Genomic DNA, 15,562 nt, shown 5'->3' with positions numbered 1-15,562 from the left:
CGGGTCAATACAGCAAGTTCTCCTGCCGTAGCCGCGCGAAATGCGCAAGCAGCTCTGCGTCGAGCGCCTGCGCCGCGTCAGGTGTCGCGCCATCGCGAATCGCCTGCCACACGCTTTGCGAGCCGATTGAATCACGGGTCGCCGCCAGGTCGAGTATGTGGGGATAGAGCGTGTGCAAGGTGGCGAGCAGGGTCAGCCCCAGGCTGGCTACAGGGCGTTGCGCAGGCGTTGAGAGGCGGGTGATGCTCACACCATGACAGAGCCGACCGTGCCAGTTTGATTCGGTGGGGACGAAGTCGACCGGCTCGAAATGCGCGCCGACGTCAAACGCATTCAGTGCGTTTGCGAGCCGGGTCGCGTCGATCCACGGCGCGCCGACCCACTCGAACGGATGCGGCGTGCCACGCCCCACACTCAGATTTGCGCCTTCGAGTAAACCGATATCCGGGTACAGGTCCAGCTGGGAGAGCGTGCGCAGGTTCGGTGAGAGCGGCACCCATCCCAACCCGGTGTCGGCAAAGGTCATCGCGCGCTGGTATCCCAGCATCGGCACAACGCGCAGATCCGCACCAATGTGCTTGTTGCGATTGAATAGACGCGCCAGCTCGCCGACGGTCATGCCGGGCTGCAGTGGTGCAGGGAAATAGCCGGTAAACGATTCACGGCGACTGTCCATCACCGGGCCGCCGAAACGTTGTGCGCCGAGCGGGTCGGGCCGGTCCAGCACGAACAGCGCAATGCCTTGCGCCGCGGCGGCTTCGAGTGCGTAGCCGAGTGTCGTCTCATAGGTGAAGAAGCGCACGCCGGCGTCCTGAATATCGAAGATCAGCGCATCCAGCCCTTTGAGAGAACCGGCCGGGAAGCGCTGCGTTGCGCCGTAGAGACTGTGCACGGTGAGGCCCGTCGCCGGGTCGCGAGTGTCGCCGACTCGTTCGTCCACGTCGATGTTCAGCCCATGCTCGGGCGAAAACAGCGCCACCAGTCTGATGCCTGGCGCATGGGCGAGGACATCGACGGTGCGTCGGCCTTTGGCATCGAATCCGCTGCGATTGGTGATCAAGCCCACGCGCAGGCCGGCGAGCGGGGCAAACTGCTGTGCCTCAAGCACATCAATGCCTGTCTGCACCGGGCCCGTCGAGGTGGGCAGGCGATCGGCGGCACGCAGCGCCGGCAACGCTGAGGGCAGCAACCGGCCGATTTGCGCGCTGTTCGCAGGTGCCCCGCGACTGGCCATCAGTGCAAGCAATTGCGCACGAAGCGGGCGAGCGTCACCGCGGTCATCGGGATACACCCGGTTGCTCAGGATGACGATGAATTGGCGGGTCACCAGATCAATCCACAGCCCCGTGCCGGTGTATCCGGTATGGCCGATGACGCCAATCGGCGGCAGACGATCATGGTTCGATACGAACGGTGCGGCCAGTTCCCAGCCGAGGCCGCGCCACGGCACGCTGTCGAGCGGCGAAGCGGCGCTCGTGAGGGCGGCGATGCTCGCTGGCCGCAGAATCTGCCGGCTGCCTGCGCGTCCCTGGTTCAGCACCATCTGCGCGAAACGCGCAAGGTCGTCCGCCGTGGAAAACAGCCCGGCGTTACCGGATACACCGTCCATCCATTGCGCCGTCGGATCGTGTACGCGCCCCCGGAGCGTGCCGGCCTTGGTGGCGAGTGTCGGTGCGCTACGTATCGTTCGCAGGGTATCCGGCAGAAAAACCGTGTCGCGCATGCCCAGCGGCCCGAAGATGTGAGCCTGGCAATAGGCGTCGAGCGAGCTGTGGGTGATGCGTTCGACCAGCTCGCCGAGCACCACGAAATTCAGGTCACTGTAGATGACTTGGGCACCCGGCGCGTTGCGCAGCCGTTGCGCCGCGATGGCGCTCAACACACCTTTGCGGCCCGCACCGGGTGGCCGCCCAGGCAAATCTGGGCGCAGCCCGGACGTGTGTGCAAGCAGGTCACGCACCTTCACCGCCTCTTTGCCGTGCGCCCCAAAGGCCGGCCAATACCGTGCAACGGGGGCGTCCAGGTTGATGCGGCCCGTTTCGGCCAGTTGCAGGATGGCCGTGGTCGTCGCGATGACTTTGGTCAGCGATGCCAGATCGAACTCGGTGTCCAGCGTCATCGGCTCGCGGGGGGGCGTCGTCGTACGTTGTCCAAAGGCCTGGCGATAGAACACCTTTGTGGCGTCACCGACCAGGACAACGGCTCCCGGAACGCGTCCGGCGGCGATCTGGCCCTCGACGATCTGTGCGGCTTGCAGGCGCGTCGTCGCATCGAGATCGGCGGCGCATGCAATGTGCGCCGCCATCGCCAGGCCAAGCAGCATCGCCCAGCGCTTCAGCGCTGTGGCAAATCGGCGGCCTCGTAGTGATTGCGTGGGTTCCATAACATCCATCCATCGGTGCCGGCTGCGTCGGCGGCGTGAACCTGCGCACTGATCGCGGCCGCGTCAAACGGGCGACGATCGAAGGCATAGTCACGAAAGGCCTGCAACCAGGGACGAAAGCGCACGCCCGGCAGGTGGGTGCGCTTCATCGCCTCCGCCAGGGTACGCCTGACAATCTGGCCGGGGTCGGCTGTCGGGTTGGTAAAGCCCGGCAGCCCCCATGTGAAACTGGACGGGTACAGCATTGGCGAAATGTAGTCGAGCTCCGCGCCCAGCAGTTCGATTTGCTGGCCGATCGCCGTATCGTCGAGGTTCCAGCAGACGTAGCCGAAGATGTCCGCGGAGACGAATACATTGTAGGGGGCGAGCCGTGCGCGTGCGGCCTGCAGAAAGCCGATGATCGCCGCGGTCCGGTTGGCGCGGTTGTTGGGGAGGGCAAAGCGTAGCCCGCTCTTGTCGGGAAAACGCACATAGTCGAACTGGATCTCGTCGAAACCCATCTTCGCTGCCTCTTCGGCGACATCGAGATTGTGCTGCCAGACCTCATGGGAAAACGGATCCATCCATTGCAACGTTTCGAGATCCCGCCACGGCTGGCCGTCAACGGTGTGCACGCTCCATTCTGGATGCGCACTGGCGAATGGATCGTCCTTGAACACCACTATGCGCGCGATCAAGTACGGGTGTTGCGCGCGCAGCTTGGCAAGCAGCGCCGGAAAGTCGCGCATCTGAGGTGCCCGTGTGGTCAAGTGGGCTGTTGCACCGATCGCCTCGCGCGCCGCACTGCGATAGGGCGTCAGGCCACGGTCACCCTTGACGTCGATCACCAATGCATTGATCTCGGTGTTTTCAGCAAGGCTGACAGCGTTGTTGCGCAGGGTCGAACTGGTCACGCCGAACACCGACAGATAGACCGCTTTGGGGCGGAACGGAGTCAGGGCGAGCGTCACAGGCGTTTCGTCGCTCACTTTGGCCTCGGTGCGCAAATACCCAGGGGCGCGGGCGGCGACACTCTCGACTGCCTCGGCCGTCTCGAACCGCCCGTTTTCGTCGGTACGCATCACGCCGGCCGACGTCGTGATGATTGCGTCGGCGAGCGGGTTCTGCGTGCTCGAATCGAGCACGACACCGGTGACGGCCAGTGCGCCTTGCCCGGTCAGCAGGGCAGTGACGACGAGCAGCGCCGGGATCGCATAGCGCCTCAATGCGCGGATGAAGGTCATCGCGGGTTCCCCGCGGTCGGCTGAGTGTCCGGTTCACCGAGCAACTGCGCGAACGCGTGTGCGCCGTAGGCATCACTCATCAGAAAGCGCGGCAGGGCGAGCAGTCGCGCGTGCCGGTCAGCCTTGCGCGCGTCTAGTGTGAAGGCCACTGCGTAACCCTCGTCGGAGGCGAGTGCGATCAACTCGTCGTCATAGATACCGAACGGCCACGCGAGCATGTCGACCTGCTGCGCACCGGTTTGCGACTCGATGCGTTGACGTGATTTTTGCAGTTGGGTTCGGACGAATTGCTGGAAATCCGCCGGCGTGCGGTGCCTGCGCTCGACGTTGAAATTGGGATGCCAGTACGTATGCGACTGGATGTCGATGAGCCCGGTCTGCTTCAGGGTTCGCAACTGCTCCCAGGTCAGCGCATAGGACGCGTTGGAGATGGCCGATGGATAGATAAACAGGGTCACCGGAAAGCGTTCGCGCTGGATGATGGGCAGCAGTTTGTCGAAGACCGAACGGTGCCCGTCGTCGACGGTGATCGCCACCGGCTTTGACGCTAATGTCGCGTCGGGATTGCGCAGCCAGTCGACCACCTCGCGCAGCGACACAATGTGATAACCGTGCTCGCGCAGGACGCGCAACTGGGTTTCGAAGGTGCTCATGCGCACGGTCATCGAGTCGTCCGCCGTGTCCGAGAAACGGTGGTAAACGAGGATCGTGACGCCTGGCTCGACGCTCTGTGCGGCGTTCTGTGTGGCGTTCTGTGCGGCGCCGCCCGTGCTCCAGGCCAGTGCGCAGACGCTTGTCAGCATGACGCGGATCAGCAGCCGGAACGCGACACTCCCACCGATACACGCCATGATTTTCCCGCACATGTCAGCGCTCCTGCGCGAGCCAGACGCTTGCAGTGTGTATTGAGCGTTCATCGTCTATCTGGTGCAGATCAATTTCGCGCAATGTGGTCCGCTCCGAGGGGGGCGAGTCGTCAGACAAAACGGGAGGCCGGTTGTGCCTTGATTTGATTTAGATCAACAGCAAGCCCTCGTGGGCGGATGACTTTATAAAGGATATGACACTCTTTTGAGGTATGCCCCCCATGAACATCAATAAGGCGATCTTGGGCCCCCCGCCCCGGTACCCGTCCCCCGGAAGGAGCCAGTGATCCGCTGGATTAGCACCGCCAATAACGATTGCTGGCTGCTTTTCCAATTACGGGGGCAGCTCGACCGTTTATCCACTTGCCCGGAGGTCTGCCTGTTTTCTGATGTGGATCAGATACGCCCCCAGGCCGACTCCTATTCTCGAATCAACCCACGGTATCGAGATGAACTGAAATGAACAGATCAAGCCTGATCGGCCAATGCATGTTAATGGCGGCAAGCGTGTTGCTGGTGCCCTCTACCAGCGTCTTCGCCAACCCGCCGACGTCTGCTGCGCAAGGTGGTGGCATGTATCATCGTTTCCAGGATTTCGACTGGGTCAAATACACGCAACAGACCCTGGACGATCTCAAGGGCAAGCTCAATCTCAAGCCTGAGCAAATGGCTGCCTGGGACACATGGGCCACGGGGGTCATGGCGGACGCCAATCAGCATCAGGAAAAGGCCAAGGCCGAACGTGATGAAAGCGCGAGCATGAAGAGGGCGTCGATGAATGAAACGACCCCCGAAAGAATGGCCAGAGAGATAGAGCGTTTGCGCACACAAACCAAGTGGATGGAGGCGCATCTGGAGCGCATGGATGCTGCGCTGGTGCGTACCAAAACTTTCTACGAGGTTTTGGATGCTGAGCAGAAAACCATTTTCGATCTGTTCTGGACGGTGGTGCATCACCGGCTCTACGGCAATGACCGTTGGCAGATGCCGATGCACATGTTCAGACCACGAATGATGGAAGGCGACCAGGACGAAAAAAGTAAACAGTAAGCGCTACTCACTGTTCGATTACGCATGTCGCGCCGTCATCGCGCGGCGCCATGCCGCCAGACTTCAATACAGAACTCCTTTTCGTAAGGGGGCACGTTGCATTCGACGATGTCAGTGGCGGCCACTTGCAGATGCACGCCGACGATATCGGCATGGATCGGCTGCTGGCAGACGTGCCGGTCGACCAATACGGCCGTGTAGACCCGACGAGCACCGAGTTGCGCCAGATACGCGCAGGTACGCAGGAGTGAATGGCCTTCGAACAGCACATCGTCGACAACGAGCAGGGTGGTGCTGGCAAGGTCCAGCTCGCCCAGCAGCGGGTTTTCGGTCAGTTCGGTGTGGGCATGCAGCACTTTGAGGTCATCGGCATAGCGCTTGACCTTCAAGGGGTAGAGCGGCAGTTCTGGCTGGCCGGTCTGATGTGACAGATGCTGTTGTAAACGCTGCGCCAGAGGTTCGCCGCGGCGCTGGATGCCAATCAGTGCCACTTGAGTGGATGGCAACAGTGCCGCGGCCTGGCGCGCCATTGCCTGCAGCACCGAATCGAGTTCATCGCTGTCGTACAGGCGCAATCGCGGGCTCGCAAATAAGGTCGGCATGACAGTCTCCCATAGCGCGCCGCTGCGGGGCGGCGCTGTCCACTATTGGCAACGTAATCCATTGGGCCCCAGCCTGATTGATATTGATCAACAACGGCGAAATGAAATGCCCGGTCCCTTGCGCGGACAGGGTTGGCCTTGCGCGCGAGCTTGATAAAAATCAACGACAAGGAGACTCCAGCGGAGGACTTTTAATGAAAACTGATGCTTGATCCCGCAAGGACGTGGAGAGGTCAAGGCTGTGTGATACGAACCGACAGGTGTGATCGCCTGGGGAGGTGTTCAAGTGATTTATAGTCCCTCAACGCAAACCCTCCTGCGTGACCGGGTTGATGCCGGTCGAAGGCTGGTGGAGCCGCTGCTCAAATACGCTCATCGACCCGATGTCATCGTTCTCGCCTTGCCCCGTGGCGGCGTGCCGGTTGCCTATGAAATTGCCACGGCCCTGGAGGTTCGCCTGGACCTGATGCTGGTCCGCAAGCTCGGGGTGCCATTCCATGAGGAGTTCGCCATGGGCGCGATTGCCAGTGGCGGCATCCAGATCGTCAATGACGATACGCTGCGGGCGAACCGTATCGATCAGCGCACGCTCGATAACGTGGTGGCACGGGAAACCCAGGAGCTGTTGCGTCGCGAGCGCCTGTACCGGGGCTCGCGTGCCCCCGTGGCACTCAAGGATCAGGTGGTGATTCTGGTCGACGATGGCCTGGCGACCGGGGCCTCGATGATGGCGGCGGTCCAGGCGGCGCGCCTGCAAGCACCGTCGCGGATTGTCGTCGCCGTGCCGGTGGCGCCACCGGAGACGGTAGAGGCGCTGTTTAGCGAAGTCGATGAGGTGATCTGCCCGCTCACCCCCGAGTGGCTGATGTCGATCGGCAATTGGTATTTGAATTTTTCCCAGACCTCGGACGAAGAAGTCATCGATCTTTTACATCGGGCCTGGCGCAGAGAGTCCGGTACGAGTGCTTCCGGTCAGGAGAACTCCGATGTTTGAGCTTCGCTATCGAAAACTGGACCTGGGGAACGTGGAGCTGTCTGCCGACCTGCGTCTGCCAGTGCACGCTGGCGGCTTGGTGGTGTTCGTTCATGGCAGCGGCAGTGGTCGTTCAAGCCCGCGTAATCAACAAGTTGCGCTGTCTCTGGCTCAGCGGGGGTTGGGCACGTTGCTGTTCGATCTGCTCACAGAGCCAGAGCAATACCTGGATAACCAGACCCGGGAATTGCGTTTCAATATTGCGCTGCTGTCCAACCGACTGGTGAAGGTGATCGACTGGATTGGTCGGGACGCCGAACTGCAACCGCTACCGATGGGATTGTTCGGCGCAAGCACCGGTGCTGCGGCGGCACTGTTGGCAGCGGCCGAGCGGGCGGACGTGGTGCATGCGGTGGTGAGCCGGGGAGGGCGGACCGATCTGGCGGGTGAGGCGCTGTCCCGAGTGAAGGCGCCGACCTTGCAGATTGTCGGTGAGCTGGATCCGGTAGTGCTCAACCTCAATGTGCAAAGCAGTCGCGCCCTGCAGTGCGAGCAGCGTCTGGAAGTGGTGGCGGGCGCGACACATCTTTTTGAAGAAGCAGGAACCCTCGAAGAAGTCGCCAGACTGGCCGGCGACTGGTTCGAGCAGTATTTGCGACGGTAGTCATCCCACGCAGACGACCACCGTCCGATGCCTGTCATATGCCGAATGGAAAGGTTTCGTCTTCCGGTTCCAGCGCCTGGCTTTTTGGCAGGGGCAACGCGGTTACCGGTTGCGTCTGTTCAATCCAGACCATGGCGTCGAATTGTTCGGTCAGCACTGACTCGAAGTAGTGGCTGCTGCGCTCGCTGGCGGGTCGATAAATCACACCGATGGCCCGCTCCAGCAGCGGTTTGGACAGGGCCCGGCGCAGCTCTTTTCGCTGTGGATCCCGCCAGTCGGTCAATGAAGCCGGGACGCCGGCGTCGAGGAACTTGCGCTCCCAACTGTCTGGCCGGGACGGCCGGATGTCCTTGATGAGCATCTCGCAATCCCAGTCGTCAGCCGCGGCCACTTGGCCACGGTCGGTGCTCATGCCGATCAGAACCACATCGCGCCCATAGGCATTGCGGCACAGTTGACCGATATTGAACTGACCTTTCCAACCCATCTCCGTAGCGGCCGCATTGCCGATATGGGAGTTGTGCGCCCACACCACGGCCTTGGCTTGCGGACCGCGGTGTTCGAGCAACGCACGTAACGTGTCGAACATGTGCCTGTCGCGCAGGTTCCAGGAGGCTGTCGAACCTCGATAAATCGCTCGGTAATATTGTTCCGCCGCCTGGATGACCCGGGCGTTCTGGGTCGCATCGAAGAACGCTTCATCGTCCTTGATATCCCCGGCCAGTTGCTCGGCCAGCATGGCATTGAGCTGTTCGACCACCGCATGCTCGCAGGGCATTATGCCGTCGCGTTCGACGAAGTGGCCGTACAGCGCAGGATCATCCTGCCACGGGGTCAAACAGCCATAGCGCCGCCGTGCTTCATGTGCCAGTTGCGGGTCGGCACGGTCCAGATAGCTCAGCACCTCATGGATGGAGTTGCGCAAACTGTAAACGTCCAGACCGCGAAACTCGACGCGCTGTTCAGGTGCGTGTTGGTGGTTGTACTGATGCAGCCAATGGGTGAACGCTCTCACATCGGTGTTGCGCCACATCCAGGTCGGGAACCGGCTGAAAATGTGCCGCGTCCAGGCCGAGCGCGCCAACCCTCTGACATAACGGTCTACATGACCCGCGTCCGGCCAGTCTGCCTCAACGGCCACGATATTGAATCCGTGTTGCTCGATCAGCCGTTGGGTAATCGCCGCCCGGGTCCGATAGAAATCACTGGTGCCATGGCTGGCTTCACCGATCATCACCACGCGCGCATCGGCGAAGCGGTCGAACATTTCGCCAAAGGCTGGTGAGTTCAGTTCCGGCAAGGGTTCGGCGTATTGACGCAAGAGCGGAACAATTGAGGCTTCGTCAATGTGGGTATGCGTGCCATACAGGTGGTCCAGCATGTTTTGGGAAGGTGTGTTCATGAACGTCATCCCCCTAAGGGTGTATTGCCCGACGTGCGATGCGGCGCGGCATCACGTCGACTGTCAGGGCAGGGCTCGCACGGGGTTGTTTTCGATCCATTCGACGTCGCGGGCCTGTACCGCCTCTTCAATCATTCCTACGCCTGAATGCAGTCGAGCATTTGAGTTTTATCAATAGTCGGTGCACAAAATGGCCGATGAATGTCCGGTTGCTGTCTGACCTATATCAATGCCGGGAAGTCTGGATCGGTAATGCTGATTTCATGAAGCCTGTGCGATGGGAGTCATGCCATGAAGCACGCTGTCGCGCCTTTCCAGGCACCTTCGTCGGCCTTGCCGCCCACGACCAGCGGCAGTCAGGTGGTCGACAACGATCATATCGCTGCGGTTTTTGATGAAATCGCTGACCTGCTGGACATCGAGGACGCCAATCCCTTCCGGATCCGGGCTTACACAATGCAGCACGGACCCTGAGGGCGCTGACATTTGACGTGGCGAAAACCCTCGCTCGTGGCGAGCCGCTACCCAAACTGACCGGGATCGGGGTTGATCTTGCCGGCAAGATCAATGAAATCGTGACCACCGGTGATTGCTCGCTACGTCAACGCTTGCGTTCGACATTGCCACCCGGGCTGGTCGGGCTGCTTTCCATTGCCGGGTTAGGACCCAGGCGCGTCAAAAACCTTTATCACGACCTGGGTATCGAAACTGCGCAGCAACTTCCGGAAGCCTGCGACGCATGCGCGACACCGTCGGCGACATCGATATTCTGGTGGCGGCAGCGCCCTCGGTGGATGTCACCACGCAGTTCATCAGCCATCCGGACATTTTGTCTGGCACCCATAAAAAACCCCTTGTCGGTTTCCCGACAAGGGGCGGGTCTGCCCGGGACTCAGTTGCCTTTGATCTGCACGACCTTGTCAGCCTTCAGGGCTTCAGGCTTTTTCGGCAGCGAGATGCTCAGTACGCCTTTGCTGTAACTGGCTTCGATCTTATCGGCATCCACCTCTTTGGGCAGGTTGAACATCCGTTCGAAGGAGCCATAGCTACGTTCGCTGAGATGGTAGCCTTTCTTTTTTTCTTCCTTCGTTTCTTGCTTTTCCCCTTTGATGATCAGGCTGCCATTGGACAGTTTGATCTCAATGTCCTTCTGATCCATGCCGGGAAGTTCGGCAGTGATTTCGAAGCTTTTATCTTTCTCGACGATGTCTACCGCAGGCATGCTCTGACCGATCAACTCCCGGTCCCACAGGGGGGCGACATCGAACAGTCCACGGTTGAACAGCGACAACCCCGAGCCAAGACTGAAGTCTTCGAACAGATGGTCGACCTGTTGCCGAAGCTTTTCGAAGGGCCGCATCAGTTCAGTTGTCTTTGGGCGCAGAGCGGTTTTCGCTTCGGTATGAACGGGTACTTTCTTCACGGAGTTGCTCATTTTCTTTTCTCCTCTTGGCGAATAAGGTGAGCCGCGAGCATTGGTTTCGGCCCACCACGACAAAACAACAACCCGGCACTCGCCCTTACAAGGCCAGTGCTCCGGACCACAACATCCAGCCGGCGATGGCTGCCGCCACCCAGATAATGATCAACAGTCCCGTCTCGGGGCCGTTGAGCGCTTGTCCCTGACGAGCCTTCAGGGTGCCCAGGTAAATCAACGAGCCGGGGGCGTAGAGCAAAGCACTGAGCAACATGTATTTAGGACCGGCGGCATACAGCAACCACAGGCAATACAGCGTGGCGACCGAGGCAATGGCCATGTCACGCAGTTGCAGGCCTCGGTGGCCGGCGTAGGTCTGGCCCTGCCAGGTCAGTTTCAATGCGTACAAACCGCTGAACAGGTACGGCAGCAGAATCATCGAAGTGGCCAGGGAAATCAGGGTCAGGTAAGTGGCGCTCGAGTACAGCGTCAGCAGCAGGAACAGTTGTATGCAGCCGTTGGTGATCCACAGCGCATTGGCGGGCACGCCACGGGTGCTCTCCATGGCGAGCGTACCCGGCATGACCTTTTCCTTGGCGGGGGTGAATATCGATTCGGCTGCCAGCAGCGTCCAGGCGAGCAGGGCGCCACCGACTGAAATGATCAAGCCGATGCTGATCAACATCGCGCCCCACGGCCCGACAACTGCCTCAAGTACGCCCGCCATCGAAGGGTTTTTCAGGGTCGCCAGCTCCGGTTGCCCGAGAATGCCCAGCGACAACAGGGACACCGCAATCAGCAGCAACAAGGTAATGACGAAACCGATAACGGTGGCACGGCCCACGTTGACGCGTTCAGCCGCACGGGCGGAAAACACGTTGGCACCCTCGATCCCGATGAACACCCAGACGGTCACCAGCATGGTGCTTTTGACCTGATCCAGCGTGCTGCCCAGTGCGGGAGAACCCCAGAAGTCGACCATGAAGGTTTTACGCTGGAAGGCCGCGATCACCAGCCCGATAAACAGCAGCAAGGGCACGACTTTGGCCAGTGTGGTCAGGGCGTTGGCTTTGGCCGCGGTGCGCATGCCCCGCAGGATCATCCAGTGCAATGACCAGAGCACCACGGACGCCCCGACAATCGCCGCTTTGTTGTTGCCTTCGCCAAACAGCGGGAAGAAAAAACTCAGCGCGGAAAACAGAATCACCATGTAACTGACGTTGCCAACCCAGGCGCTGATCCAATAACCCCAGGCGGAGTTGAAGCCGAGGAACTCACCGCCCAACGCCCGGGCGTAGGCAAACACGCCGTTGTCCAGGGTCGGTTGACGGCTGGACAAGGTTTGATACACCAGGGCCAGCGACAGCATGCCGACGCCGGTGATCAGCCAGCCAATCAGGATGGCACCGGCACCCGCACTGGCGGCCATGTTTTGCGGCAGGCTGAAAATGCCGCTGCCGATCATCGAGCCGATCACCAGAGCCGTCAGCAGGCTCAGGGACAGGCGTTTAGGCTCCAGTTGTCGCCAACTGCCGGCCAGGGGTTGGGGGGCAGTCGGCGGGAGAATCGGTTGCGTGCCGTGTAGATGAGTCGCCATGTCAGGCCTCCACGAAACGAAAGAATGAGCGCTGACCGCAGATACGGCGGTTTGAACGCTGACTCTAAATGTCTACGTGAACGGCCCCTGGCTGTTTGATTTAAATCAGAAAGAAAGCACACAGCGATTTTGTCCCGCGGCGGCCATTGCGCTAACGCCAGACGAGGCTTCAATTGATAGCGCGCAGCGAACATGTCGGGCATTCGAGACCTAAGCTCTACCCATGACGGCGATGAGTCGCAGAGATTTGTACAACGAGGGCTGCGCAGCGTTTCTTGAGGAACCCACATCGATGTTCAGTAAGTGGCTGGACCCGGTTTTATTGCTGCTCACCACCCTGACCCTGCTGGCCGGGGGCATTGCGCAGCTTGCTCACAAGTCTGACTGGGCATCGATTTGCTGGGCCGCGGGCAGTCTGGTGATGGCCCTGGTGCTGCTCGTCGAGATTGTCAGGCGCCTGGCCCGGCGCGAGGCGGGTGTGGACCTGATCGCTCTGCTGTCGATTGCCGCCGCGTTGTTTTTTCAGCAGACGCTGGTGGCGGCGGTGATTGCCTTGATGCTGGCGTCGGGGCGCATCCTGGAGTTCTTCACCCAACAACGCGCCGAACGCGAACTGCGTGCGTTGGTCGACCGGGCGCCACGCGTTGCCTGGCTGCAGGAGAACGGCAATTTACGGCAGATTCCGGTCGAGCAGATCCAACCGCATCAGACGCTGCTTGTGCGCCTGGGGGAAGTGGTACCGGTCGATGGCCGTTTACTCAGCCCCACGGCGATTCTCGACGAGTCGGCGCTCACCGGCGAGTCATTGCCGGTCACCCGCCTGGAAGGAGAGCTATTGCCCAGCGGGGTGACCAATGTCGGCGCGCCAATGCTGCTGGCCGCCACTCGAACCGCAGCGCAGAGCACCTACGCCGGGGTAGTGCGCCTGGCTGAAGCCGCACGGCAATCGCGCGCGCCTTTCGTGCGCTTGGCCGACCGTTACGCGTTGCTCTTCATTCCGCTGACTTTGCTGATTGCCGGCCTCGCCTGGTACATGAGTGGCGACTCTTTGCGCGCGCTGGCGGTGCTGGTGGTGGCCACGCCTTGCCCGTTGATTCTGGCCGTGCCGATTTCGATCATGTCAGGTATCTCGAGGGCAGCGCGGCGCGGCATCCTGATCAAGGACGGCGTCACCCTGGAAGCGCTGGCCGAGGTCAAGCAAGTGTTTCTCGACAAGACCGGCACGTTGACCAGCGGCCACGCCCGGCTGCAATCGATCGAGACCAACGGAGCGCTCGATCCGCAGCGTCTGCTGGGCCTGGCCGCTTCGCTGGCACAGGCCTCGACACACCCTATCTCCCAGGCCATTGTCGAGGCGGCCTGTCAGCGTGGATTGCCGCTCAGCGTGCCGCAGGCGGTCGAGGAGAGTCCGGGTTCTGGTCTTTGCGGGTTGATCGATGGCCTGCGGGTGCGTTTCGGCACGTTGTCGTTTGTTCAAAATGAATCGCCGGTTGGCGACTGGGCTGCCACCATGCTGCGCCGCATGGATTACCTGGCGTGCAGCGGCAGCTTCGTTGAAGTGGATGGGGCTCTCGCGGGCCTGCTGATCTTCTCCGACAAGCTGCGTCGGGAAACCCCGCTGACCCTGCGCCGACTGCGCAACAGAGGCGTCGAGCGGATCGTTATGCTCACGGGTGACCGAGTGGAAACCGCCGAGATGATTGCCTTGTCGGCCGGGATCGACGAGTTGCGCGCCGGGTTGAGTCCTGGGGACAAGGTGCGTGCGGTACAGGATGCCTGCCAGCACGCCAGCACACTGATGGTCGGTGATGGCATCAACGATGCCCCCGCCCTGGCGGCGGCCAATGTCGGGGTGGCCATGGGGGCGAGCGGTGCCACGGCGTCCGCGCAAGCAGCGGGTGTGGTGCTGCTGGTGGATCGTCTGGATCGTCTGGTCGAGGCGTTGGACATCGCCCGTCAGACCCGCCACATCGCCCGTCAAGGTGTATTGGCCGGCATGGGCATGTCGGTGCTGGCCATGGGGGTAGCTGCCTTCGGCTACTTGCCGCCGCTGGTCGGTGCCGTGGTGCAGGAGGGTATCGACGTGGTGATCATCTTCAATGCCTTGCGTGCATTGGGGCCGTTACCGGGTTTGCGCCAACGCAAGCTGGCCGCCGAGCATATCGATCACCTGCAAGACGAACACGACCAGCTCGCTTCGGTACTCAGCGATCTGCACCAACTGGCAAGCGACTTCGCCCAGCGCCCACTCGAGCAAGCGCAGAGCGACTTGCTGGCGCTGGTAAAAAACCTGCAGGAATCACTGGCCCGCCATGAACGGGACGATGAGAACACCCTGTATCCGCTGTTGACGCAAAGCCTGCCCGGCGAGGACCCCATGTCGGCGATGAGCCACGTCCACCGCGAGATCTTTCGCCTGATCCATTTGCTGGCGCGCATGAGCACGGATTTCAGTGCCGACCCTGCAACAGCTTCTGTCGATGAGATCCAGCATCAGTTGATCCGCCTGGATACCCTCGTGCGGCTGCACTTCGATCAGGAGGAAGAGTTGTTTCGTTACCTTGATAAGCGCTGAAAAGCCGTGCAGCGTCAGTGGAGGATCGCTGAATGGCAACCGGCGACCAGCTGCTTGAGCCCGTGCAGGTTCAGGATCTTGACCTCACGACCGGCTATTTCCACCAGCTCCTGTTCCCGCAGATGGGCAATGCCCCGGCAGATGGTTTCCAGGCGCAACCCCAGGTAGGAGCCTATTTCGTCGCGCCGCATCTTGAGTATGAATTGGTTCGATGAGTAGCCTCGCATGCTCAAGCGCTGCGACAGGTTCAGCAGAAAGGCGGCAAGACGCTCATCCGAGTTCATATTGCCCAACATCATCAGCAGATCGTGATCGCGGACGATTTCACGGCTCAGAAACCTGTTCAGGTTGTGTTGCAGTGCCGGCAGCTCCCGGGCGAGTTTTTCCAGCTGAGAAAAATGGATGGGACAGACTTCACTGTCCTCCAGGGCAAATGCATTACAGGTGTGCTCGTCGGTGCTGATGGCGTCCAGGCCGAGCATCTCGCCGGGTAACTGGAATCCGGTGACCTGCTCGCGGCCATCGAGCGACAGCACGCTGGTCTTGAATGAGCCGATACGGATCGCATACAGAAAACGCAAGGGATCGCCTGCGCGGTAGAGGGGGGCGCCTTTCCTGACCTTGAACCGTTGCAAAATCAGCTTGTCCAGGCGCTCGAGTTCCAGTTTGTCGAGACCAAAAGGCAGGCAAAACGCTAATACACTGCAATTGGAACAGGCAGCCTTGAGGTGTTGACCCTGAAGCAGGTGGACTTCAGTCATGTCAATGGCGCCCTTGGGGGGTTATATATAAAGCATAGGTGCTGTGCAC

General features: G+C 60.8%; 13 protein-coding genes. 5 read left to right on the top strand and 8 right to left on the bottom strand.

Translation table 11 applies throughout. From position 1 onward, the window contains the following. Nucleotides 1-4: 4 nt before the first annotated feature. The 3 genes from JUI81_RS12440 to JUI81_RS12430 are packed head-to-tail and all read right to left on the bottom strand — an operon-like array spanning nucleotide 5 to nucleotide 4,472. Entirely contained in the window at nucleotides 5-2,383 is a 2,379-nt protein-coding gene (locus JUI81_RS12440; protein ID WP_239077685.1) for an exo-beta-N-acetylmuramidase NamZ domain-containing protein, read from the bottom strand. Then, a complete protein-coding gene (locus JUI81_RS12435; RefSeq protein WP_204124353.1) occupies nucleotides 2,335-3,606 on the bottom strand; it encodes a putative glycoside hydrolase in 1,272 nt (423 codons plus the stop codon). The genes JUI81_RS12440 and JUI81_RS12435 overlap by 49 nt, the downstream gene beginning before the upstream one ends. After that, nucleotides 3,603-4,472, bottom strand: a complete 870-nt coding sequence (locus JUI81_RS12430; RefSeq protein ID WP_204124352.1) for a polysaccharide deacetylase family protein — start codon at nucleotides 4,470-4,472, stop codon at nucleotides 3,603-3,605. The genes JUI81_RS12435 and JUI81_RS12430 overlap by 4 nt, the downstream gene beginning before the upstream one ends. A 459-nt stretch (nucleotides 4,473-4,931) precedes the next feature. Between JUI81_RS12430 and JUI81_RS12425 the strand changes: the two genes are divergently transcribed. Further along, the gene (locus tag JUI81_RS12425; RefSeq protein WP_204124351.1) at nucleotides 4,932-5,522 is read left to right on the top strand and encodes a Spy/CpxP family protein refolding chaperone; all 591 of its coding nucleotides are present in this window, start codon (nucleotides 4,932-4,934) and stop codon (nucleotides 5,520-5,522) included. A gap of 35 nt (nucleotides 5,523-5,557) precedes the next feature. On the opposite strand, the gene JUI81_RS12420 is transcribed toward JUI81_RS12425, so the two are convergent. Continuing rightward, complete coding sequence (locus tag JUI81_RS12420; protein ID WP_028939728.1) at nucleotides 5,558-6,124, bottom strand: phosphoribosyltransferase family protein; 567 nt, start codon at nucleotides 6,122-6,124, stop codon at nucleotides 5,558-5,560. A 289-nt stretch (nucleotides 6,125-6,413) separates the two neighbouring features. On the opposite strand from JUI81_RS12420, the gene JUI81_RS12415 reads away from it, so the two are divergent. Together JUI81_RS12415 and JUI81_RS12410 are read left to right on the top strand one after the other, a co-directional pair. Beyond that, a complete protein-coding gene (locus tag JUI81_RS12415) occupies nucleotides 6,414-7,118 on the top strand; it encodes a phosphoribosyltransferase (RefSeq protein ID WP_374707265.1) in 705 nt (234 codons plus the stop codon). Then, nucleotides 7,111-7,761, top strand: coding sequence for a dienelactone hydrolase family protein (locus tag JUI81_RS12410; protein ID WP_204124349.1), 651 nt, complete (start codon nucleotides 7,111-7,113; stop codon nucleotides 7,759-7,761). The genes JUI81_RS12415 and JUI81_RS12410 overlap by 8 nt, the downstream gene beginning before the upstream one ends. A 34-nt stretch (nucleotides 7,762-7,795) precedes the next feature. Here the strand turns inward: JUI81_RS12410 and JUI81_RS12405 are convergent, their stop codons facing one another. Then, nucleotides 7,796-9,163 carry an erythromycin esterase family protein gene (locus JUI81_RS12405; RefSeq protein WP_096480730.1) on the bottom strand — a complete coding sequence of 456 codons (1,368 nt, stop codon included), beginning with the start codon at nucleotides 9,161-9,163 and terminating at the stop codon, nucleotides 7,796-7,798. A gap of 291 nt (nucleotides 9,164-9,454) precedes the next feature. Between JUI81_RS12405 and JUI81_RS31810 the strand changes: the two genes are divergently transcribed. Continuing rightward, a complete protein-coding gene (locus tag JUI81_RS31810) occupies nucleotides 9,455-9,637 on the top strand; it encodes a helix-hairpin-helix domain-containing protein (RefSeq protein ID WP_239077684.1) in 183 nt (60 codons plus the stop codon). 418 nt (nucleotides 9,638-10,055) lie between these two features. On the opposite strand, the gene JUI81_RS12395 is transcribed toward JUI81_RS31810, so the two are convergent. Beyond that, on the bottom strand, nucleotides 10,056-10,598 hold the full coding sequence (locus JUI81_RS12395; protein WP_204124466.1) for an Hsp20/alpha crystallin family protein: 543 nt from the start codon (nucleotides 10,596-10,598) through the stop codon (nucleotides 10,056-10,058). Nucleotides 10,599-10,683: 85 nt separating this feature from the next. Then, entirely contained in the window at nucleotides 10,684-12,177 is a 1,494-nt protein-coding gene (gene arcD / locus JUI81_RS12390; protein WP_204124348.1) for an arginine-ornithine antiporter, read from the bottom strand. Nucleotides 12,178-12,469: 292 nt separating this feature from the next. On the opposite strand from arcD, the gene JUI81_RS12385 reads away from it, so the two are divergent. Next, nucleotides 12,470-14,752 (top strand): heavy metal translocating P-type ATPase, encoded by a 2,283-nt coding sequence (locus JUI81_RS12385; RefSeq protein WP_204124347.1) that lies wholly within the window; start codon nucleotides 12,470-12,472, stop codon nucleotides 14,750-14,752. A gap of 14 nt (nucleotides 14,753-14,766) precedes the next feature. Here the strand turns inward: JUI81_RS12385 and fnr are convergent, their stop codons facing one another. Beyond that, a complete protein-coding gene (gene fnr / locus JUI81_RS12380) occupies nucleotides 14,767-15,513 on the bottom strand; it encodes a fumarate/nitrate reduction transcriptional regulator Fnr (protein ID WP_096480727.1) in 747 nt (248 codons plus the stop codon). Nucleotides 15,514-15,562 lie beyond the last annotated feature (49 nt).

It is taken from the genome of Pseudomonas sp. 008 (genome assembly GCF_016861935.1).
GTDB lineage: Bacteria > Pseudomonadota > Gammaproteobacteria > Pseudomonadales > Pseudomonadaceae > Aquipseudomonas.
This window is presented reverse-complemented; position numbering and strand designations above follow the sequence as displayed.

What these genes read in the sequence shown, in the direction of transcription:
- JUI81_RS12425 (WP_204124351.1), top strand. Translation starts at nt 4,932, where the DNA reads ATGAACAGATCAAGCCTGATCGGCCAATGCATGTTAATGGCGGCAAGC.
- JUI81_RS31810 (WP_239077684.1), top strand. Translation starts at nt 9,455, where the DNA reads ATGAAGCACGCTGTCGCGCCTTTCCAGGCACCTTCGTCGGCCTTGCCG.
- JUI81_RS12435 (WP_204124353.1), bottom strand. Translation starts at nt 3,606, where the DNA reads ATGACCTTCATCCGCGCATTGAGGCGCTATGCGATCCCGGCGCTGCTC.
- JUI81_RS12395 (WP_204124466.1), bottom strand. Translation starts at nt 10,598, where the DNA reads ATGAGCAACTCCGTGAAGAAAGTACCCGTTCATACCGAAGCGAAAACC.
- JUI81_RS12385 (WP_204124347.1), top strand. Translation starts at nt 12,470, where the DNA reads ATGTTCAGTAAGTGGCTGGACCCGGTTTTATTGCTGCTCACCACCCTG.
- JUI81_RS12440 (WP_239077685.1), bottom strand. Translation starts at nt 2,383, where the DNA reads ATGGAACCCACGCAATCACTACGAGGCCGCCGATTTGCCACAGCGCTG.
- fnr (WP_096480727.1), bottom strand. Translation starts at nt 15,513, where the DNA reads ATGACTGAAGTCCACCTGCTTCAGGGTCAACACCTCAAGGCTGCCTGT.
- arcD (WP_204124348.1), bottom strand. Translation starts at nt 12,177, where the DNA reads ATGGCGACTCATCTACACGGCACGCAACCGATTCTCCCGCCGACTGCC.
- JUI81_RS12430 (WP_204124352.1), bottom strand. Translation starts at nt 4,472, where the DNA reads ATGTGCGGGAAAATCATGGCGTGTATCGGTGGGAGTGTCGCGTTCCGG.
- JUI81_RS12410 (WP_204124349.1), top strand. Translation starts at nt 7,111, where the DNA reads ATGTTTGAGCTTCGCTATCGAAAACTGGACCTGGGGAACGTGGAGCTG.
- JUI81_RS12420 (WP_028939728.1), bottom strand. Translation starts at nt 6,124, where the DNA reads ATGCCGACCTTATTTGCGAGCCCGCGATTGCGCCTGTACGACAGCGAT.
- JUI81_RS12405 (WP_096480730.1), bottom strand. Translation starts at nt 9,163, where the DNA reads ATGAACACACCTTCCCAAAACATGCTGGACCACCTGTATGGCACGCAT.